21 protein-coding genes and 1 pseudogene are annotated in these 20548 nt (G+C 41.2%); 8 read left to right on the top strand and 14 right to left on the bottom strand.

All coding sequences use genetic code 11. The features are described from left to right. Positions 1-65 precede the first annotated feature (65 nt). Entirely contained in the window at positions 66-389 is a 324-nt protein-coding gene (locus G6554_RS20190) for a hypothetical protein (protein ID WP_166245164.1), read from the top strand. A gap of 208 nt (positions 390-597) precedes the next feature. Here G6554_RS20190 and G6554_RS20195 read toward each other — a convergent pair whose 3' ends face one another. Then, a complete protein-coding gene (locus G6554_RS20195; protein ID WP_166245166.1) occupies positions 598-1167 on the bottom strand; it encodes a TetR/AcrR family transcriptional regulator in 570 nt (189 codons plus the stop codon). 197 nt (positions 1168-1364) lie between these two features. On the opposite strand from G6554_RS20195, the gene G6554_RS20200 reads away from it, so the two are divergent. Together G6554_RS20200 and G6554_RS20210 are read left to right on the top strand one after the other, a co-directional pair. Then, positions 1365-2849: a DHA2 family efflux MFS transporter permease subunit gene (locus tag G6554_RS20200; RefSeq protein ID WP_166245168.1), complete on the top strand. Its 1485-nt coding sequence runs from the start codon at positions 1365-1367 to the stop codon at positions 2847-2849. Positions 2850-3078: 229 nt separating this feature from the next. Continuing rightward, a pseudogene (locus G6554_RS20210) lies at positions 3079-3573 on the top strand (DegV family protein). 147 nt (positions 3574-3720) lie between these two features. Here G6554_RS20210 and G6554_RS20215 read toward each other — a convergent pair. The 7 genes from G6554_RS20215 to G6554_RS20245 all read right to left on the bottom strand — a co-directional run bounded on the left by G6554_RS20215 (position 3721) and on the right by G6554_RS20245 (position 10266). Further along, complete coding sequence (locus G6554_RS20215; RefSeq protein WP_166245170.1) at positions 3721-5184, bottom strand: nicotinate phosphoribosyltransferase; 1464 nt, start codon at positions 5182-5184, stop codon at positions 3721-3723. Between the two features lie 64 nt (positions 5185-5248). Beyond that, positions 5249-5794 (bottom strand): cysteine hydrolase family protein, encoded by a 546-nt coding sequence (locus tag G6554_RS20220; RefSeq protein WP_166245172.1) that lies wholly within the window; start codon positions 5792-5794, stop codon positions 5249-5251. Positions 5795-5982: 188 nt separating this feature from the next. Beyond that, entirely contained in the window at positions 5983-6924 is a 942-nt protein-coding gene (locus tag G6554_RS20225; protein WP_166245174.1) for a diacylglycerol kinase, read from the bottom strand. A 167-nt stretch (positions 6925-7091) separates the two neighbouring features. After that, the gene (locus tag G6554_RS20230) at positions 7092-8006 is read right to left on the bottom strand and encodes a hypothetical protein (RefSeq protein WP_166245176.1); all 915 of its coding nucleotides are present in this window, start codon (positions 8004-8006) and stop codon (positions 7092-7094) included. An 84-nt stretch (positions 8007-8090) separates the two neighbouring features. After that, positions 8091-9170, bottom strand: coding sequence for a hypothetical protein (locus G6554_RS20235; protein WP_166245178.1), 1080 nt, complete (start codon positions 9168-9170; stop codon positions 8091-8093). After that, complete coding sequence (locus tag G6554_RS20240) at positions 9167-9691, bottom strand: anti-sigma factor family protein (protein WP_166245180.1); 525 nt, start codon at positions 9689-9691, stop codon at positions 9167-9169. Before G6554_RS20240 ends, G6554_RS20235 begins: the two co-directional genes overlap by 4 nt. Continuing rightward, complete coding sequence (locus G6554_RS20245) at positions 9688-10266, bottom strand: RNA polymerase sigma factor (protein ID WP_166245182.1); 579 nt, start codon at positions 10264-10266, stop codon at positions 9688-9690. The genes G6554_RS20240 and G6554_RS20245 overlap by 4 nt, the downstream gene beginning before the upstream one ends. 425 nt (positions 10267-10691) lie before the next feature. Between G6554_RS20245 and plsY the strand changes: the two genes are divergently transcribed. Then, positions 10692-11312 carry a glycerol-3-phosphate 1-O-acyltransferase PlsY gene (plsY, locus tag G6554_RS20250; protein WP_166245184.1) on the top strand — a complete coding sequence of 207 codons (621 nt, stop codon included), beginning with the start codon at positions 10692-10694 and terminating at the stop codon, positions 11310-11312. 36 nt (positions 11313-11348) lie between these two features. Here plsY and G6554_RS20255 read toward each other — a convergent pair whose 3' ends face one another. Beyond that, positions 11349-11900: a thioredoxin family protein gene (locus tag G6554_RS20255; protein WP_166245186.1), complete on the bottom strand. Its 552-nt coding sequence runs from the start codon at positions 11898-11900 to the stop codon at positions 11349-11351. A 226-nt stretch (positions 11901-12126) separates the two neighbouring features. Between G6554_RS20255 and putP the strand changes: the two genes are divergently transcribed. Then, a complete protein-coding gene (gene putP / locus G6554_RS20260) occupies positions 12127-13620 on the top strand; it encodes a sodium/proline symporter PutP (RefSeq protein WP_166245188.1) in 1494 nt (497 codons plus the stop codon). A gap of 134 nt (positions 13621-13754) precedes the next feature. Then, on the top strand, positions 13755-14186 hold the full coding sequence (locus tag G6554_RS20265) for a VOC family protein (protein ID WP_166245190.1): 432 nt from the start codon (positions 13755-13757) through the stop codon (positions 14184-14186). Positions 14187-14755: 569 nt separating this feature from the next. On the opposite strand, the gene gatB is transcribed toward G6554_RS20265, so the two are convergent. The 3 genes from gatB to gatC are packed head-to-tail and all read right to left on the bottom strand — an operon-like array spanning position 14756 to position 17956. Next, on the bottom strand, positions 14756-16183 hold the full coding sequence (gene gatB / locus G6554_RS20270) for an Asp-tRNA(Asn)/Glu-tRNA(Gln) amidotransferase subunit GatB (RefSeq protein WP_166245192.1): 1428 nt from the start codon (positions 16181-16183) through the stop codon (positions 14756-14758). Positions 16184-16195: 12 nt separating this feature from the next. Continuing rightward, complete coding sequence (gene gatA / locus G6554_RS20275) at positions 16196-17653, bottom strand: Asp-tRNA(Asn)/Glu-tRNA(Gln) amidotransferase subunit GatA (protein ID WP_166245194.1); 1458 nt, start codon at positions 17651-17653, stop codon at positions 16196-16198. A 3-nt stretch (positions 17654-17656) separates the two neighbouring features. Then, positions 17657-17956 carry an Asp-tRNA(Asn)/Glu-tRNA(Gln) amidotransferase subunit GatC gene (gatC, locus tag G6554_RS20280; protein WP_166245196.1) on the bottom strand — a complete coding sequence of 100 codons (300 nt, stop codon included), beginning with the start codon at positions 17954-17956 and terminating at the stop codon, positions 17657-17659. 211 nt (positions 17957-18167) lie between these two features. On the opposite strand from gatC, the gene G6554_RS20285 reads away from it, so the two are divergent. Then, positions 18168-18827 carry a lysozyme family protein gene (locus G6554_RS20285; RefSeq protein ID WP_166245198.1) on the top strand — a complete coding sequence of 220 codons (660 nt, stop codon included), beginning with the start codon at positions 18168-18170 and terminating at the stop codon, positions 18825-18827. A 22-nt stretch (positions 18828-18849) separates the two neighbouring features. On the opposite strand, the gene G6554_RS20290 is transcribed toward G6554_RS20285, so the two are convergent. Then, positions 18850-19347 (bottom strand): VanZ family protein, encoded by a 498-nt coding sequence (locus G6554_RS20290; protein ID WP_166245200.1) that lies wholly within the window; start codon positions 19345-19347, stop codon positions 18850-18852. 90 nt (positions 19348-19437) lie between these two features. Between G6554_RS20290 and G6554_RS20295 the strand changes: the two genes are divergently transcribed. Beyond that, a complete protein-coding gene (locus G6554_RS20295; RefSeq protein WP_166245202.1) occupies positions 19438-19890 on the top strand; it encodes an OsmC family protein in 453 nt (150 codons plus the stop codon). 187 nt (positions 19891-20077) lie between these two features. Here the strand turns inward: G6554_RS20295 and G6554_RS20300 are convergent, their stop codons facing one another. Then, on the bottom strand, positions 20078-20509 hold the full coding sequence (locus tag G6554_RS20300; protein ID WP_207342958.1) for a YueI family protein: 432 nt from the start codon (positions 20507-20509) through the stop codon (positions 20078-20080). Positions 20510-20548 lie beyond the last annotated feature (39 nt).

A 20548-nucleotide genomic window follows, 5' to 3' on the forward strand; every position in this document is an offset into this window, starting at 1 on the left:
ATTTTTATTTTAAAATATAATAAAAGTGTATATGATTAAAACTATCTCATTGGAAGGAGTGGATATTGATTAAGAAATTAAAGATCCTTTCCATTCCCTTGCTGCTTGCCTTCTTTGCTTTCAACTTTTTACACTTTTCCAATACCATTCCACACTCACATGCAGAAATAAAAGCAATCATTGTCGTAGATGATTGGACAGTAAAGACACCTTCAGACGATGAGAAAAAGCAGCCACTCGGCCTGCAAACACTTTTTGTACTTATTTCCACCCTAACGGCAGCGGTGATTCCACTTCATTTGTTAGCCGAGCAATTTCAGGGAAAGCACGTTTTTTTAAGCCCCAAATTTCATCAATCAAACTACTTAGTCCTCCCTCCTGGATCATAAAGGAAAATCAAAATAAGGGAGGAAGTAATATGTGGATCCGTTTTGTTTTAATTGGTTTCTTTTCGTTATCAGCTGCCGGCATGCTTACCTACCAGGGCATTGAAATATTCCATGCCTTTATGGAATACTTTAGACAGAAATAAATGAAGGCAGATCCGACGGGAAAGCTTCCCCCTGGATCTGCCTTCTTTTATTGCTCTTTCACCTTTTATTTGGACATCAGGATAATCTGTTCCGCTAAGTAGCTTGGACTATATGGAGTCCCTTCTTGCAACCACCAAGATATGATGCCAAGTGTTGCGGAGGCATTAATTTCATTGGGTACCTTGAACGTCGCCCTGCCTTTTGCTTTTCTATCTTCAGCCCGAAAAGTGACGATATCCAGCAAAATACTGAATACTCTTTTGCGAAAATCCTTGTTCTCGAGCATCACATTGTAGAGCCCGGCATTTTGATAAAAGTGCTCTATAAAAGATATAAGTCGGTTCCGGGGTGTTAGGTTTCCTTTTTGAATTAACCTATTGTCCTCCGGTGGAGACTCCATTGTCTTATTTAACTCTTCAAGAACTTCATCAATCGTTTGCTCCATTAGGTCATCAATATCTTGATAATGTAAGTAGAAAGTCGCACGGTTTAATTCGGCACGACCTGCAATCGTTTGGACAGTCAATTTACTTTTATCGCTGTTTTCCTGAATCAATGAAATAAGGGCATCTTTAAACATTTTCTTTGTCCGCTTAATTCGAGGATCCACTTTTGGCTTCTCATTGTTAGACATCCTATCAACCCTTCGTCTATCATTTTATACTTTTTCGACACTTATTTATCAAATTGTCAATTAGTCTACATTTATCTTAAAAGTGTAAATGGCCATTTTAATTGTTCACATGTTACTATTTACTTTATTGACACAGTATCAATTAATCAACTCATTGTCAATCAGCTATAAAAATCGAAAGGGTCGTGTATTAGATTATGGAACAACCTACTCAACAAATAAACAAAGGCCTTCTTCTATTCGTCATGCTCTTAGGCTCATTTCTTTCAGTCCTAAATCAGACGATTTTAAATGTTGCTTTACCAGATTTGATGAAGCAATTTGAGGTTTCTGCCTCAACCGTTCAATGGCTTTCAACTGGCTTTATGTTGGTGAATGGAATTTTAATTCCAGTGACTGCTTTTTTAATGAAACGATTTACCACTCGGCAGCTGTTTATCAGTTCCATGCTTTTTTTATTAGTAGGTACTCTCATTAATGCCATTGCCCCAAGCTTCACATTTTTATTAATTGGCCGAATGATTCAAGCTGCCGGTGCAGGTATCATTATGCCCCTATTAATGATGGTCGTCCTTGCGGTGTACCCCGTGGAAAACCGCGGAACGGCAATGGGAACACTCGGACTTGTAATCATTTTTGCACCAGCGATTGGTCCGACCTTGGCAGGATTCATTATCGAGCAGCTGTCATGGCGTTGGTTATTTATCGGTATGTTCCCGCTTGTCGCCATCGTAATCGCTTTAGCACTTAAATTTCTAGTCAATGTATCGGAAACATCCAAACCAAAACTCGATATGAACAGTATTATTCTATCCACTGCAGGGTTTGGCGCGTTACTTTATGGATTCAGCATTGCTGGTGACAAAGGCTGGGGAAGCACTGTGGTGTTGGCCTGCCTAGCTGGTGGTGTTCTTTTCCTATTACTCTTCTGCCGGCGTCAGCTGACTTCTAAGGATCCTTTGTTAAACCTACAAGTCTTCGGAGATAGAATGTTCACAATGACAACCATCGTGAATGTCTTAGTGACAATGGTCATGTATGCGGATATGATTTTGCTGCCTATCTACCTGCAGTCGAGCAGGGGATACACAGTCCTTGAAACGGGCTTACTATTACTACCGGGTGCATTAATAAATGCATTAATGTCACCTGTTTCTGGCCGCTTATTCGATAAATTTGGCGTAAAACCTTTGGCAATGATCGGCCTGGTCTTTATTATCGTTGCATCATGGGGAGTTACCGATTTAAGCGAAACCACTAGTTATCGCTATTTGATGATTCGAACCATCATCTTACGAATTGGGATGTCTTTCATCACGATGCCCATTACAACTGCCGGGCTGAATGCCCTTCCGAAACACTTGCACTCTCACGGTTCGGCCGTTTCTAACACCGTCCGCCAAGTAGCAGGTTCGATTGGAATTGCATTAGTGGTAACCATCATGACATCTAGAGCAAAAAGTCATGCCACTGAATTAATTCATTCTGGTCATATGCAGTCAAAATCTCAGCTAATGATGGAATCGTCGATACTTGGCACGAGTGATGCATACATTTTTACCGTCATTTTGGTTATCATCGCCTTTCTTGTAACATTATTAATGCCTAGAAAGGGAGCGTCGAAGCAAGAAGGCACCCTAGAAGAGCAGGAGAGTAATACGAAACCAGCCGGAGAAAGTTGAATGAAGAAAAATGAGTAATCTTTATCAAGAAATATCAAGAACTTTCCGCTATAGAACACAGGTAAATAAGGACGAATAGCATAGAGAAGCGGGGGAATTCCCCCGCTTAAAAATGACCAATACCTGGTTAACGGTCTCTTCCTTACCAGGTAAAAAGAAAACCTCTCCAATTAAGGGAGAAGCAATCAGCGGTCTCTTCTGCGATATAAGTCCAGAACTGTTATACTAAATTACTTTAGCAGGCTCACTAGGACATGGTCTCCAGATTATTCGTGCGGCTGAGCTTACCGGTCAGGGACATACAATGGAAGAAATCGTCAACGAGTTAATCGCTTATCGGGATAAAATGAATATCCTTGTCCTATTAGACACATTAGAAAATATCGTAAAAGGCGGATGATTAAGTAAATTTCAAGGGTCCATTGCCAAAATTCTCAATATCAAGGTGATTTTAGAAAGAGTCGCCGGAGGGAAGGTAGAGATTCTAGAGAAAATACGTGGGAAAAAGAAAGTCCAAAAGAGAGTACTAGAAATCATTCAGGAAAGAGGAACAGATCTTTCCAACCTGACATTTGGGATCACACACACAGGAAATGTAGATGATGTCGAGGCTATCAAACAAGAGTTGATCAAACATTTTCACCCAAAAGCAGTCATTATTAGTTACATGGGTGCTACCATGGGAACGTATGCCGGTAAAGATAGAATGATCATTTCTTTCTGATTGAACTGCTGGTCCGTTGCATACCACAAATGAAGTAGGTGTTGTCGTTTGGATTCCACTTATAACATTTCAAAGGCGCATTCTAAATAAGACTGCACCTACTTTTCTATGTAAAAAAAGACGCCCTTTCTTAGGACGCCCTCTTGCTTATTCCTTCATCGCTGCTACTTTCTCTTTCACTTCTTCAATATTTTTCATCTTGTTATCCCAGCACTTTTGACTTAAGTCAAGTGGGTAGTCCTCTGGATTCATAATCCGCTTATACTCGTCCCATAATGCTTCAAGATTTTGCCTTAGATACTCGCGGGATTCTTCGAGGCATGGGATTTCATATACAAGCTTGCCATCAGTAAAAATATCTTCATGCAGCTCTTTTGCTGTAAAGTTCGTAACCACCTTGTTAATGTACGTATGGGTTGGATGGAACATGCGTAGCCGTTTTTCCGGTAGCTTTTCATCCTCCATTGCAATATAATCGCCTTCGGCATGGTGGTTGGTATTATTGATAATCCGGTAAACCTTTTTTATCCCCGGAGTTGTGACCTTATCTGGATTAGAGGAGATCTTAATCGTGTCCTCCATTTTACCCTTTTCATTTTCAATTGAAACAATTTTATAGACTGCACCGAGCGCCGCTTGATCAAAGGCGGTAATCAGTTTCGTACCGATTCCCCAGCTATCGATTTTAGCACCTTGGGCTTTTAAGTTGATAATGGTGTGCTCATCTAAATCACTTGATGCGTAAATTTTTGCTTTCGTAAATCCTGCTTCATCCAGTAGTTTTCGTGCTTCCTTGGATAGGTAGGCAAGGTCGCCGCTATCAAGGCGGATCCCGATAAAATTAATCTTATCTCCCAGCTCTTTCGCCACTTTAATGGCATTTGGTACACCGAGACGGAGGGTATCATACGTATCTACTAAAAAGACACAGTCTTTATGTGCTTCAGCATATTTTATGAAAGCTGTATATTCATCCTTATAGGCTTGTACCATCGAATGGGCATGAGTGCCCGCAACAGGAATACCAAACAGTTTCCCGGCCCTTACATTGCTTGTCGCTTCAAAGCCTGCAAGGTAGGCTGACCTAGTTCCCCAAATCGCCGCATCCATTTCCTGCGCCCGTCTTGTCCCAAATTCCATCGCCACTTCACTACCGACGACTTGCTTGATCCTTGAAGCCTTCGTGGCAATCAATGTTTGGTAATTCACAATGTTAAGCAAGGCAGTTTCAATAATTTGCGCTTCGCCTAGTGGTGCATCTACACGTAAAATCGGTTCATTCCCATAAACAAGTTCGCCCTCTTTCAGCGAACGAATGGAACCCGTGAACCGCATATTTTTTAGATATTCAATAAAATCGTCCTTATACCCTACTTCATTTTTCAAATACTCTAGGTCTTCTTCACTAAAATGGAAGTCCTGAATATACTGAATTATTTTCTCTAGCCCTGCGAAAACAGCATAGCCATTTCCGAAAGGAAGCTTGCGGAAAAATAGTTCGAAGACCGCACGTTTATTATGTATCCCATCTCTCCAATACGTCTCTGCCATATTAATCTGGTATAGATCAGTATGCAGAGCTAAACTATCATCATGATAAATGTGTTTCATAATTCGACCTCCGAAATACTATTACAGCTTTTCACCATTATAACTGATAATATCATTTAATACACTATTTAACCACAGCACCTAGCGATTGTTCAAAATGTCCAAGAGCCCACTCGTGTCCTGCTGGATTGAAGGAAGCAACGGCATCTTTGTAAACAACCATTTTAAAACCCTTATTATAGGCATCAACAGCGGTATGTAAAACACAAATATCGGTACAAACACCAACAAGGTGAACCTCGTTAATGCCGCGCTCGCGTAATTTGATTTCAAGATCTGTTCCTGCAAATGCCGAGTATCTTGTTTTATCCATATAGACAACATTTTCACGCTGTTTATTCTCTTCATATACATGTTGTAGGGCGCCATACAAGTCCCGGCCAGAGGTGCCGCGTAAATTGTGCGGAGGGAACAGCTTTGTTTCCGGATGGTATTCGTCTCCTTCGTCATGAACATCAATAGCAAATACAACGTAGTCACCATTTGCGATAAACTCTTTCGTCAACTCAACGATTTTCCCCTCAATAGCCTGCCCAGGCTCTCCACAGGTTAACGCTCCTGCATCCGCAACAAAATCATAGGTGTAATCGATATTAATGAATGCCTTCATCTTCCATCGCCCCTTTTTATTGTCTTGACGTGTGTCTTGAATTTATTATACACAGTTTTTTTAACGGCTGATACTTTTAAATTCCAAGGGCTCTACTATTCGCAATGGGTATTGTGATCTCTATGAGTGCTCAGCCATTTGGTCTTTCTTATTATATGAAAAAAGTCCGCCCCGCAGGAGCGAACTCATTAACTATATCTCTTTCCCGATTCCCAATCTGTCGGGCGGTCATTCGGGCGAATATTCTCAAGAGGCACAAACACTTCTAAATGGCGATACAGGTTTTCAAATTCACTAGGCAGCAAGCCGCCAAATTCGCCATCTAAATTCAACTGAACTTTTTCGTCTGAATATACTTTAATCCTGTTTGCCTGCGTGTAGATCACATTCGGGTCATTCACATGTTCACCACGGATCGCTAACGTGGCGATTCGGACAAACTCAGCAAGATTTACTTTTTTCAAAATTAACAAGGAAAATAATCCATCATTTATGGAAGCATCAGGTGCAAGCCTTTCAAATCCACCAATCGAATTGGTCAGCCCCACTAAAAACATCATCGCTTCTCCTTCAAAAAGCTTTCCATCATATTCAATCGTTAGATCAGAAGCTTTAATCGAAGGAAGCATTTCCATTCCTTTTAAATAGTAGGCGAGTTGGCCGAGCATCGTTTTTAATTTGCTGGGCACTTCGTATGTAAGCTCAGTTATCCTTCCGCCGCCGGCAATATTAATAAAGTATCGGTCATTAATCCGGCCAATATCGACGGGAATTAATTCCCCTTTCGTGATAATATCCACAGCAGCTCCAACATCCCTAGGGATATGAAGGGCTCTGGCAAAATCATTGGTTGTACCGGCTGGAATAATTCCTAACTTCGGACGATATTCCTGCTCTGCAAGGCCATTTACGACCTCATGAATCGTTCCATCACCGCCAGCAGCAATGACGATATCATACTGACGCTCGACCGCTAACCGTGCTGCAGCCGTCGCATCACCAGCACCTGTTGTGGCATGACAAGATGCTTCATATCCGGCAACCTCTAATTTTTCAAGAATTTCCGGCAGATTCCGTTTCAGAACTTCTCGTCCTGATGTAGGATTGTAAATTAGTCTTGCTCTTTTCATTATCATCATCCTATTTTTTAAATAACATGGCTTTATCAATTCTATATTCTACCAATTTTCTTCATCGCTTACAAACAAATTGCAAAGCCATTGTATTACTATCTCCTCCAACGTCCGTATTCTATCATAACGTCTTTTTATTTATTTGCAAAAATTAGAGCAGCAATTTATTGTTTCGAATTTAGGCTGACATCGTAGGCGCCCGCAATGTGAATTTGGTATTTACCTTCACCTGATTGATAAACAGCATTTTTTCTCGTCCCATATTCCGGGCTCTCTTTTTCTGATACCTGCCATTCGCCTTCTTTCCCACTTACATTTTCCACACCAATGGCTGATACCTTCAGATTACTATTTTCCGCAGCATCCACAACAATCGATGACACACTCTCAATATTCCAGTCGCTTGCGAGCGAACGCGGTTTTAAGGTAAGCGAATTACCATTTCCGATTACTTCAAGTTTTACATTCCCCGGCACAAGAATTGTTCCCGCCAGACTTCCCTGTGAATCAAACGGGCCAATCTCGCTGGGCAGCGTCTTTACATTTAAATAAAGAGTATCTCCCTTTTTGGTTGCCGCCATGAAATCTTCCGCACTTTTCAGCAGCTTTTCCTTTTTCGCCGTTTGCACCCGGTACGTACCAAACATCGATACTTCCTTTTCCTCCGTAGCTTCAATTGTCATATCGTAGCCGACAGTCCGAACCACCACACGTTTAATGCTATCGTCCATTTGATAGGAAAAAGCCGGTAGTTCAAACGAACGCTCCTCCCTTGCCATTACTTCCTCAGCCTTGTCCATTAGGCCTGTCGCGTTTAAGACAGCAAAAGCGATCCCAACCGTCCCAATCACGCCGACAAAGAAAATACTTAGAAAGTCATATTTTAATACAGGCTTTTCCTGCCGGGATAAAAATAGATAGAGAAGGATTTCAATACCAAGGACTACTAATAAAAGCGGCCACCATGCCGTCATCACCTGAATAAGATCTAATCCCAAAAACTTCGAAAAAAAGAGGAATAAACCGAGCAGTAACAGTGATGCCCCCATCGAAAACGTTCCAACACGCCAGGACCTCATATTTCTTCTCCTCCCTTTCTTTTTCTAAAAAGGAACCCAATCCCCGCTCCGATAATAATCATGCCCGCCAACCCTTTTTTCCACTTACTCATGATTCTTAACCTCCCTTTTCCGTTTACTTCCTGATAAAAGCTTGATTCCGCCGCCAATCAATAAGACACAGACAAGACCGGTTTGGAGGTATCCCTGAATCCAATACATGACATCAAAATTGATCAATCGTTGTAACAGTGGTGAAAATGCCGGAAGCAGGACATTCATGACCAAATAGTAAAGCCCCATTAAGATAAGTCCAATTCCGACCCATTTTTGATGATTAAGGAAATAGGCGATAATCGGGACATCTTCAATCGCTTCGTCACCGTACCTGGACACCTTTTGCATCGCGTCAAAAAAGCTGTAAAACCAGATAATCGGGATGAGGAATAAAAAGATGCCAAGCCGTAAAACATCTAAGATATAAACTGAAAATAGGAACGCTGCCATCAACTGAATGCCGCGTCGCTGTAAACCTAGATACAAGTGTCCAGCTCCGGGGAATATTGAAAGAAACGTTGCAATCGCTTTGCTTTTCTTGCCATCCTCTCGCCGTAATTCAAAATCTTCATAAATCGTCCGGTCCATTAATTCCTCGCCACGCTGCTTTTTATTGACCTGTTGCACTGCATCAAAAAATCCATATACCCAAATGATGGGAAGTGCGGCTAAAAAGATTAAAAATTCTTCCCGGCTAGCAAGAGCCGTAATAAATATGACCATGGCACCAAGGCCGAAAAAAGTGGCCAGTAGGGTTAAGCCTCGATTCATTAAACCCAGTTGAAAATGACCAAGGCCCGGGATAAACGATAAGACAATGGTATAAAAACGTTCTGAGTCCTGGCTTGCCTTGGTGTTCCCGTATTCAGGATTTGTTTCCGTCAAAGCTTTCTTTTGTTTTGAAATCTGTACACCCATATCAATAAAGCTAATCAAATATAGGAAGATACCTGCCATAAAGGCCAGAATTGCCACTTCCTCATTATTTGTAAATAATGCAACAACCGTTACAAACGCTAGGCCAATAACCGATAGAAGGTACATCACCCCGCGAAACATGTTGCCGAAATAAATATGACCAAGGCCGGGAAAAAGCGATAATGTTAAAGCCTTCGTGGAATTTTTCATTTCTTATCTGCCTCCTTTTTTTCTAGTGAATCCATCCATGCAAATGTTTTATTAATAACGCCTTCCGTCACCGAAGACTTTTTTTCCTGTACGTGCGGTGGAGTTTCTAACGAACTCGCATAAGTTGCCAGTGATTGAAATGCCCCCGAAAACATCAGAACAATCGTCGCCGCCGCCGCCAACAAATAATGAAACACCGCCTGCTGATAAAAAGGCTTTTTCCTGCTACTCGTGGTGTTAATAGTGTTAATAGTGTTATTGGTGTCAGGCACCAATCTAACTGTTCCCATAGTACTTAAATCGTTTACGGTGTCAGGCACCACTTTTGCCATTACTTGGTCCGTGAAGCTGCTTTCGCTTGAGAGAACTGGAAGGGATGTTTCATTGGCTGTGATTGCTTGTAGGTAGTCCTCTAGGCATTGGTCGCATGTATATAAGTGGTTTTCTAGCTGTTCACGGTCTGTGTCGTTGATTTCGTCCTTCACATATTGCATCCATTCATCGTAACTATAATGCTTCATGAAAAATCGTCCTCCTTCCAATTCTTTTTCATCCAACTTCGCGCCCGGTATAGCTTCGTTTCAATTGTCTTCACCTGGACATTTTGTTCCTCGGCCATTTGCTGATAGCTTTTCTCAGCTATGTAGAATCCATAAATCACTTCGCGGTAATTCTCTGGCACTTCATTCAGCTTTTTCCGAACCAGATGGCGTTGATCCATCTCAATAATTTCCTTTTCAACACTATCCCTCGGCGTCGCTAATGCCTCTTGCTCGAGCGCATCCACTACGTCCTCTCTTCTTCTTGCCTGCTTTCGTTTTACATCTATCGCATGGTTAACAGCAATCCGTGTCATCCATGTTTTAAACCCTTGATGTTCATATTTGGGGAGAGAGGTGTAAATTTTCATAAACACTTCTTGTGCAGCGTCTTCCGCTTCCTTTTGATCACGAAGAACAGCAAAGACGGTCCGGAACACATCATTGCGGTACTTCTCAACCAAAAGGCGAAAGGCATGATCATTGCCTTCCAGCACTTTTTCTATTAAGGCTGTATCACTAATCGTTCTCTCCCCCTTTCTTTTTACCTTACACATGAATAGACGTTTCGATTTCTCTGAACCCCTACACCTTTTTTAAAAAGTTTAATGAATCTTTATCATTAACAAAATGAATATTGTGTTCCACCACCATTTACTATGGTAACTATTTCAGAGTACCAACCCTTGCCAATAAGGCGGTGTGAGCAAAGCCAAGATAATACTAATCTTAAGCTAAAAATTTATTTTTACCACATTACTTGTCTATTCTTTTTTGTTCTTGCGGCGCTCCGCCCCTTTTCCATACCAAAAAACGTGCAGGAACAAGCCCGCACGTCCAAATAGACTATTCTATTAGTCCAAAAACCCAATATATATGTATAATAGTGCACTCCCTGGTAATGGTAATTCACCAAAATAGTACCAATTATTTATGATAGAATAGTAGTATAAAAAAGAATTATTAGAAGGGAGTGATTCATATGTTTTGGTTGCTTCTCCTTGCTTCTTACTTAATTGGAAGCATTCCCACCGCCCTCATTGTGGGGAAACTAGTCTTCGGTGTCGATATTCGCGACCACGGCAGCAAAAATCCCGGTGCAACCAACACCTTAAGGGTACTCGGCAAGAAATCAGCGATCTTCGTCCTTATCATCGACTTAGCTAAAGGAGCCTTGGCGACGTATCTGCCCATCCATTTTAACCTTCATACAGAACCACTGTATTTTGGGCTAATGGCAGTTGTCGGTCATTGCTTCCCGATTTTTGCAGGTTTCAGAGGTGGAAAAGCCATTGCAACAACCGCAGGCGCACTTTTAATTGCAAACTTTCCATTGCTAATCATCGCCTATGTTACCTTCTTTTTTGTAATCCTTTTATCAAAATATGTATTTTTCGGCTCCATTTCAGTTGGCCTGAGTATGCTTACCTATTCATTCATTTCCCCAAGTCTTGAACTAGAACTTATCTTTTTATTATTCTCTTTATTTTTAATTTTTCTGCACCGCTCCAACATTCGCAACTTCATCCTTGGAATTGAACCAAAAATTAATGATAAAAACGTAATGAACGACCGTATCCCTCCAAAGAACAGCGGATTTTAAAAAGAATCCCGGCGGAACCATCCACCGGGATTCTTTTTATATAAGCTTAGCCATAATACTATTTGCAACGGTTTGCCAAATCGCCGAATCTGTCTGATATTCCACCTTCAGCTGCTTATACACTTCCATTTGCTTCTCCTGAAAATCTGCTGCATCCTTATTCGGCAGCCCAGCACGCCTTTCCATCACAAGCGCCTGCATTTCAGCTGCTCTAGGGCCCCAAACCGCTACTTCACCGCCTTCTTCATTTATAAAAATAAAGATAGGAATCGCACGTGAAGTACCATTCGTTAAGTATTGATCCATCAACTCGAGATTTTGGTCACGAAGAACAAAATGAAGTTCGATACCCGCTGCTTCGGCTACCCTCATCAAAATTGGATTATTCAGCAGCGCATCCCCGCACCAATCCTCTGTTAGGACAATCGCACGCAAGTTTTGGGCTCTCACGTCCTCGAGCTTTTTTTTATCAGCATCGCTTAAAGAAAACCCTTCATAAATTTGAAGCATTTCTTCTTTATTCTGCTTCATCAAACCAATATACTCCGACGCAGTCAAACCCTTGTGAAACCAGGCATTTAAATCCATCTTATCCCGCACCCCTTCCATTTTCTATAATGATAACTGTTTCAAGCATTCGTTACAAAAGAACTGCTTTCCGTTCACTTTCTATTGTTATTCTACAAGTACATTTTCCTATTTCAAAAAAGCAATTTTTTTACACTAGAAATTGGATAATAAAATTGATAGAATATTTTTTATATAGGAAATATTATTTGAATTATTTTCTATCGATAACAAAGGGGGTAAATATATGTCCAATGTTTCACTACAGCTGGTTTCAATTGGGGTCTACATTGCCATGATGTTATTCATCGGCTGGTATTCCTATCGAAAAACGAGCAATCTGACAGATTACATGCTTGGGGGAAGGTCGTTAGGGCCTGCTGTAACTGCCTTGAGTGCCGGCGCCGCTGACATGAGCGGTTGGCTTTTGATGGGGCTACCTGGGGGTATTTACGTAACCGGTTTAGCCGACGCATGGATTGCTGTTGGTTTAACAATCGGGGCATACCTAAACTGGCTCCTGGTTGCACCACGCCTGCGCTCATACACTCAGGTTGCGAATGATTCAATTACGATTCCAAGCTATCTCGAGAATCGCTTCAAAGACAAAACGAAACTACTCCGAATCGTTTCAGGTATTGTTATTCTTCTATTTTTTACTTTCTATGTTTCATCGGGGATGGTGTCAGGAGCCGTATTTTTTGAAAGTTCATTTGGAACTAGCTACCATACTGGCCTGTATATCGTGGGCGGTGTTGTTGTTGCCTACACCTTATTCGGCGGGTTCCTGGCTGTTAGTTATACCGACTTTATTCAAGGGCTAATGATGTTGATTGCCTTGCTGCTTGTCCCAGCCATTGGAATCTTCAGTACTGGCGGTCCAGCGGAAACGTTTGATACCGTGCGTGCAATTGATCCTACAAGATTAGACTTATTAAAAGGGACAACAGGGATTGGCATCATCTCAGCGATGGCCTGGGGCCTTGGCTATTTCGGACAACCGCATATTATCGTCCGCTTTATGGCTATCAAAACGATAAAAGAAACAAAGAGCGCCCGCCGAATTGGTATGGGCTGGATGATTATCTCACTTATCGGCACCATCTTTACCGGATTAATTGGTATCGCCTATTTTCATAATAATCCACAGCATGTCTTAGAAAATCCTGAAGCCGTTTTCATTGAACTAAGTCAGATTTTATTCCACCCTATTTTTGCAGGGTTTGCACTGGCTGCGATTCTAGCAGCGATTATGAGTACGATCTCTTCACAGTTAATTGTAACATCAAGTGCACTTGTTGAAGATCTGTACAAAGTCGTCATGAACAAAGACGCTAAGGATAAGCATCTTGTTTTCTTAGGGAGAATGGCCGTCCTTCTCGTCGCGATTATCGCTTCAGCACTTGCCTTCAAACAAAATAGTACCATTTTAGATCTAGTCGCATATGCATGGGCAGGATTTGGAGCTGCCTTTGGTCCTATTATTCTGCTAAGTCTATTTTGGAAAAAGATCACAAACTGGGGCGCCTTGTTCGGCATGATTGTCGGAGCCGTTACCGTTATCTTCTGGAAAAATGGTGACCTTGGTAAAGTCCTTTTCGGCGAATCACTTTATGAAATCGTTCCAGGGTTTGTTTTGAATCTAATTGTGGCTGTTGTTGTCAGCCTACTTACTTACAAGAAGAATGAGACCATTGAAAAGGAATTTAATGAAAGTGTCCGTTTGTTAAAACAAGAATAATGCATAGGAAACGCTCGGATTTAATGAATCCGAGCGTTTTTTCCGTCATTTCCGTATTCCCATATTAAGAAGGAGAATAATAAACATTTGAAGAACAGTTACAAGGACAAATACTAAAATGGAGGTATAAAATAATGATTCCTCAAAGAGTAAGCCTGCTTACAGTAGGTGCATTTGATTTACCCATTCTACGTGCTTTTTACAAATCGCTAGGCTGGGAAGAAACAGAATTTAGCTCTGATCAATATGCTGTCTTTAAGACGGCTGGTGTTCTGCTTTCATTGTTCCCCATTGCCGAGTTAGCAAAAGATGCCGGAATAGAACTAGCGCATTCTCCTGAAACCTATCGCCCTGTGTCCATTGCGATAAACGTGGAGGAGTCTGCTCAGGTGGATACAACGATTGAAGAGGTTCGCAAGGTCGGCGGGAAAATATTACGGGAACCAAGTGATGCCTTTTGGGGCGGACGCACCGCCTATTTTGCCGACCCTGAAAACAATCTGTGGGAAGTGGCGTGGAACCCAAGCTCTGTCTTTGATGAGCGCGGAGCGATGATTTCATTTTAAATGATTAGAGGAGGGTATCTAAATAGATTTTAAGATACCCTTTCATTTTTACGTTAAAATCAATTTTCAACAAAATTCTTAGTAGCTTCAGTAAGAAAAGTCTGTTATATCAAAGCTTTTGGTACTTTTAATCAAACGATTAGTTAAGAAAAAATAAACCAATCAAATGTTTGATTAAAATGCTATCAGGGCTTATAAATAAAGGTTTTTATTCTTAAAATCAGTAAAAATAATGTCGAATTTGAGAATCAATTATATATTTTTATCTATGAACCATGACGATATACATCACAATGCCGTTAATAATACATATTTCGACTAGCATTCCCCTATTTCCCTTTTAACCAAACGTTTAATTAGCAATGGTTAAAATCTATATAACTCTTGATTTTTTCCCGGGAAATTGAAAAATTAAATGTCGAAATTCGTTCGACTTTTTTCACCACAAAAATAGCTGACAGACGAAGGATCTGCCAGCTTTCTTATTAAGAATTTATAAGTTACGGCTTTGAGAAATGTCTAGCACCAGGCCATACGCCGCTGAACAGGGCGCTTGCGCTTTTCTTATTTTAACGTTTTTGTAATTCCTGCTGTAACAATTTATTAACGATTTGTGGATTGGCTTGTCCTTTTGTCGCCTTCATCAGCTGTCCAACAAGGAAACCCACTGCTTTATTTTTGCCATTCTTAAAATCTTCAATTGATTGTGGATTGGCATCAAGGACTTCAGAAATAACTTTCAAGAGGGTTCCCTCATCGGAAATTTGCACGAGCCCTTTGTCCTTTACGATTTTCTCAGCATCGCCGCCGTTTTCGATTAACTCTTGAAAAACTGTCTTGGCAATCTTTGATGAAATCGTACCATTTTCAATCAACTTAATCATTCCCGCTAAGCCCTGTGGAGTTAAAGCAACCTGGTCAAGTTCCTTCGACTCAGCATTCAAATAGGCGGAAACATCACCCATGATCCAGTTAGAAGCAAGTTTTGCATCGGCACCCCCAGCAACGGTGGCTTCAAAGAAATCAGCCATCTCTTTCGTTACTGTTAAAACCTTGGCATCATAAACGGGTAATCCGAGTTCCTCCACATAACGTTTTTGTCTTTCATCTGGAAGTTCCGGGATTTCAGCACGAATTCGTGCTTTCCAGTCTTCGTCAATATACAAATCGAGCAAGTCTGGTTCTGGGAAGTAACGATAATCGTCCGAACCTTCTTTCACCCTCATCAATAGCGTAGCCCCGGTTGATTCGTCAAAGCGGCGTGTTTCCTGATCAATTACCCCACCTGCAGAAACAACTTCTCGTTGACGTTTCTCTTCATACTCAAGACCTTTGCGGACAAAGTTGAAAGAGTTTAGGTTCTTCAATTCCGTTTTCGTTCCAAATTCCTTTTGTCCTACCGGACGAATCGAAATATTGGCGTCACAACGGAGTGAACCCTCTTCCATTTTACAATCGGAAACGCCTGTGTATTGAATTATGGACTTTAATTTTTCAAGATACGCATAGGCTTCATCAGGGGTACGGATGTCCGGCTCTGAAACAATTTCCACTAGCGGTGTACCTTGGCGGTTGTAGTCAACCAAGGAATAACCCTTGCCATGGTTCAGCTTTCCGGCATCCTCTTCCAAATGAATTCGTGTAATTCCAATCCGTTTCGTATAACCATTTACCTCAATCTCAATCCAGCCATGCTCGCCGATTGGCTTGTCAAACTGAGAGATTTGGTAAGCCTTTGGATTATCCGGGTAAAAATAGTTCTTGCGGTCAAACTTCGTATGGGTCGCGACTTCGCAGTTTATCGCCATTGCCGCTTTCATTCCGAATTCAACTGCCTTTTTATTAAGGACAGGCAAAACCCCTGGATATCCTAAATCAATGACACTCGTATTCGTATTCGGCTCAGCGCCAAAATGGTTTGGACTCGCTGAGAAGATTTTTGAATCTGTTTTTAACTCTACATGGACCTCAAGTCCAATCACTGTTTCAAATTCCATTGTTTTCACCCCCTATAATTTCGGCTTTTGTTTATAAAAGTCCGTTGCTTGCTCGAACGCATGGGCAGCACGGTATACTGTCTCTTCATCAAAATACTTGCCAATGATTTGCAATCCCAGCGGCAGACCCGCATCAAAACCGCATGGAACAGAGATTCCCGGCAAACCAGCTAGATTCAAAGGAATGGTTAAAATATCATTCACGTACATTGTTAACGGGTCTTCGATCTTTTCACCGATTTTAAAAGCAGGCGTTGGCGTTGTCGGCCCAACAATGACATCATATTTGGCAAATAGATCTTCAAAGTCCCTCTTAATCAAAGTCCGGACCTGTTGTGCCTTTTTATAATAAGCATCATAGTAGCCTGAGCTTAGTGCAAATGTTCCGAGCATGATCCGGCGTTTCACTTCATCACCGAAGCCTTCGGCACGTGTCTTTTTATATAAATCAATTAAGCTTTCAGCATCTTGAGTCCGGTAACCGTAGCGTACACCGTCAAAACGGGAAAGGTTTGCTGATGCCTCAGATGAAGAAAGTAAATAATAAGCTGCTAAAGCGTATTTAGAATGTGGCAATGAAACTTCTTCCCAAACTGCACCAAGACCTTCAAGAACTTTAAGCGCATTTAACACAGATTGACGAACCGTTTCGCTAACACCTTCGCCAAGATATTCTTTTGGCACAGCAATTTTGAGACCTTTTACGTCGCCTGTTAATGCTGCGGTAAAGTTTGGAACAGCCACATTTGCGGATGTCGAGTCCATTGGGTCAAGCCCTGAGATTGCTTGTAACAGATAGGCATTGTCCTCAACGGTTCTCGTAATTGGTCCGATTTGATCAAGGGATGATGCAAACGCAACAAGACCAAATCGAGAAACACGGCCATATGTCGGCTTCATACCGACAACGCCACAGAACGATGCAGGCTGGCGAATCGAACCGCCTGTATCGGATCCTAATGAAAATAGCACTTCCCCTGCGGCAACTGACGCTGCTGAACCGCCTGAAGACCCCCCTGGCACCCGGTCAAGATCCCACGGATTGCGGGTCTTTTTAAATGCTGAGTTTTCATTTGATGAACCCATGGCAAACTCGTCCATGTTTAGTTTCCCGATCGTCACCGTTTCCGCCTGTTGCAGCTTTTGCACAACAGTTGCATCGTATATTGGATCAAAGTTTTCAAGTATTTTACTCGCACAGGTTGTTCGTAAGCCTTTTGTTACAATGTTATCCTTCACCCCAATCGGCATTCCGAACAACAATCCTTTTTCAGTGTCTGTGTTTAGCTTTTCATCAAATGCATTTGCCGTTTTTCTGGCTTGTTCTTCATCCAACGTTAAAAAAGCCTGGACTTTGTCCTCGACTGCGCCAATTCGTTTATAAGATTCATCTACAAGATCCGTAACCTTAAGTTCCTTTTTATGTAGTAACTCGTGTAAATCCGCCACTTTATAATCAAATAAACTCACCTTTTAATCCTCCTTTCCCATAATGTTTGGTACTTTAATTTGCCCGTCTTGATGCTCCGGTGCGTTTTTGAGTACCTCTTCTCTTGGTAACCCTTGTTGGGGAATATCTTCCCGTAAGACATTTTTCATATCAAGCACATGGTATGTAGGCTCTACATTTTCCGTATCCAATTCATTTAATTGCTCTGCAAAAGTAATGATGGCATCAAGCTGTTTTGTAAACTTTTCTGTTTCTTCATCCGTAATCGCCAGGCGCGCCAGATTGGCAACATGCTTGACCTGTTCCTCCGAAATTCGTGACATCTATTTTGACCCCCAATCCCAATGTTATTTTACTATTGATAATACCAAACTTTTCCGCTTTACCGCAATGATTCCTTCTTCAGTATGGACAATAGTTTGTTTTTTTAGATTATTTCCATTTAAAAATACTCTATCTTTAAACGTTCATCATGACTTTGCCTTACTATTCCCTTATAATGTTAAAGTAAGATTTGGTTTAGGAGAAGGATTCATGAAAAAAAGAAGACGGAAGAAATTCAAAACCTTTTTCGTTCTGTTTATCCTATTTTGCGGCTTAGCGATGTTTCAACATTATTTTCAAAAACAAAATTCCCTTCCACACATAATAGAAAACGACCCATTTGCTGATGCTAAAAAATATAGCCCCTTACTATACGATGAATTAGCAAAATATCAACTTGAAAGTCATACAGATGTCCTTATAGCCCTGATGCAGCAAGAAAGCCACGGAAAAGGCGGCGATCCGATGCAAGCTTCGGAATCTGCTGGGTTAGCGCCAAACTCCATTACAGACCCCAAGCAAAGTATTGAAGTTGGGGTAAAGCACTTTCAGCGTGTACTCACATATGGGAATCAAAAAAAGGTTGATTTCCCAACTATTATTCAAGCCTACAATATGGGAAGTGGTTATGTTGACTATATCGCCGAGCATGGCGGCAAACATAGCGAGGAATTGGCAAAGGAATACTCACTTTTAAGGGCAAAAGAAAAGCCGGCCCTTTATAATTGTGGCGGTGATACACATAATTTCCGCTATCCCTACTGTTATGGTGATTTTACCTACAGCACTAAAGTAGCAAAAAACATTCAACATTTAGCGAATAGTGTGCCTGTCAATAGTAGTAAAAAGACACCCGGTGGATCTTTTTAAGAATCCATCGGGTGTCTTCATATTACGTATATTTTTGTTTATCCATCATTCTCTTTTTCGATTTAATAAGAAGATAACCAAGTTTGATAGGAATATAACCCAACATCCCACCAATGGTATTCAAAATTAAATCGTCCACGTCAAAGCTGCCGAATTCAAAGACTAACTGCAATAGTTCGAACGTCAGGCTTAAAAAGAAGGTGGCAACGGTCACAGCACTAAACTTTTGAAACTTTTTTGCAAGCAATGGTAAAATAAAGCCGAAAGGCGCAAAACCAATAATATTTCCTGCAAGGTTTACGATTCGGATATTTAGATTGATATCTGCTAAGAACAAGTAAAAGTAGATGGTTTTTAAGGGGACGAAATTGTTCGACCTCCAGTGGTATTCATCATAGGTAAAGTTAAAATGATTAATAATCTCAGATAACGAAATATATTTAAACAAAATTAATTTTGATAGAATGGCCAAGTATAAACAAAGAACTAGTAATAGTGCCATTTTAAAAATAATTTTCATGCATCACTGCTCCATTTTTAACATATCAGAATAACCATACCATACTTTCCATCGTGTATGGGGACAATTTTCAAATTGGAGGAATTTAGAATGGCGGAACATGTTTTTCACTTAAAAGCTAACTGGCCGGGATTACGGAATGATGTCGGAGAAATTGAGACAGGGAGGTTGAAAACAAAGGTCTCGATACCGCCGGAAATGGATGGTCCTGGAGTCGGAACCAATCCAGATGAAATGCTTCTCGGAGCTGCGGCAACTTGCTATATCATTACCCTTGCGGCGATGATGGAACGGAGTGGGCTTGAAAAGGTAGGTCTAACAATGGAATCCGAAGGCATTGTGGATGTAACTAAAGGAGTTATTACATATAAGAAGATAATCCACCGACCGCGTATTGTCTTGAAGTCCGACGCCACAGAAAAAGACGTTGAGTTGGCGGGGCGGCTTGCAAAAAAAGCAGAGACATCCTGCATGATCAGCCGCGCCGTTAAAGGAAATGTGGAAATCGAGTTGGAGGCTAAGGTGGAAGTAGCAAACTCATAAGAGGTTGGGGTTTCACGAGGACAGTTTCTGTTCCACCTCAATGATTTGTGTCCTCATGAACGCCCCATGAGGACAGTTTCTGCTCCACCTCAATGATTACTGTCCTCATGAACGCCTCATGAGGACAGTTTTGTCCTAAAAATAATAAAAAGTGTGATCCAATTTAATTGAATCACACACTTTTTATTTACCTTTTAAAAATCTTTGCGAATAGTCCCTTTTTTTCCTGGGGCTTCTCCAAGTATGGTTTCTTTTCTGTGATAAAAATTTCTTCCTTATCAATTGCATGGGGCATGGCTAAAATTAAGCCAAATTCTGTGTCATACTCTTTGTTGGCAACAAGTTTATGTTCGATCTTTTGTTTCGTGGCCAATTTAACATACTTTGATAATTCCTCATACATCATGTTTCCATTTAGTAATAGCTGAGCCCCTGGGTGTTCCTTCATCAACTGCTCGATTTGTGGATAAACCGCAGCCTCTGCCACCTGTTTCTTATAAAGGGCAACAATAATACGTTCCCGGATCGTTCCTAAGTATTTGCGCCGTTCATCCGGTTTTGTTTCCAATGGACCATGAATACCTTGCTGCAAGACCTCGTCAACGGTAGGTTTATTCAAACAAATCAACTCCATATAAAGGCTATTATTATGTATGAT

This window comes from Bacillus sp. MM2020_4 (assembly GCF_011250555.1).
Lineage (GTDB): Bacteria > Bacillota > Bacilli > Bacillales > Cytobacillaceae > Neobacillus.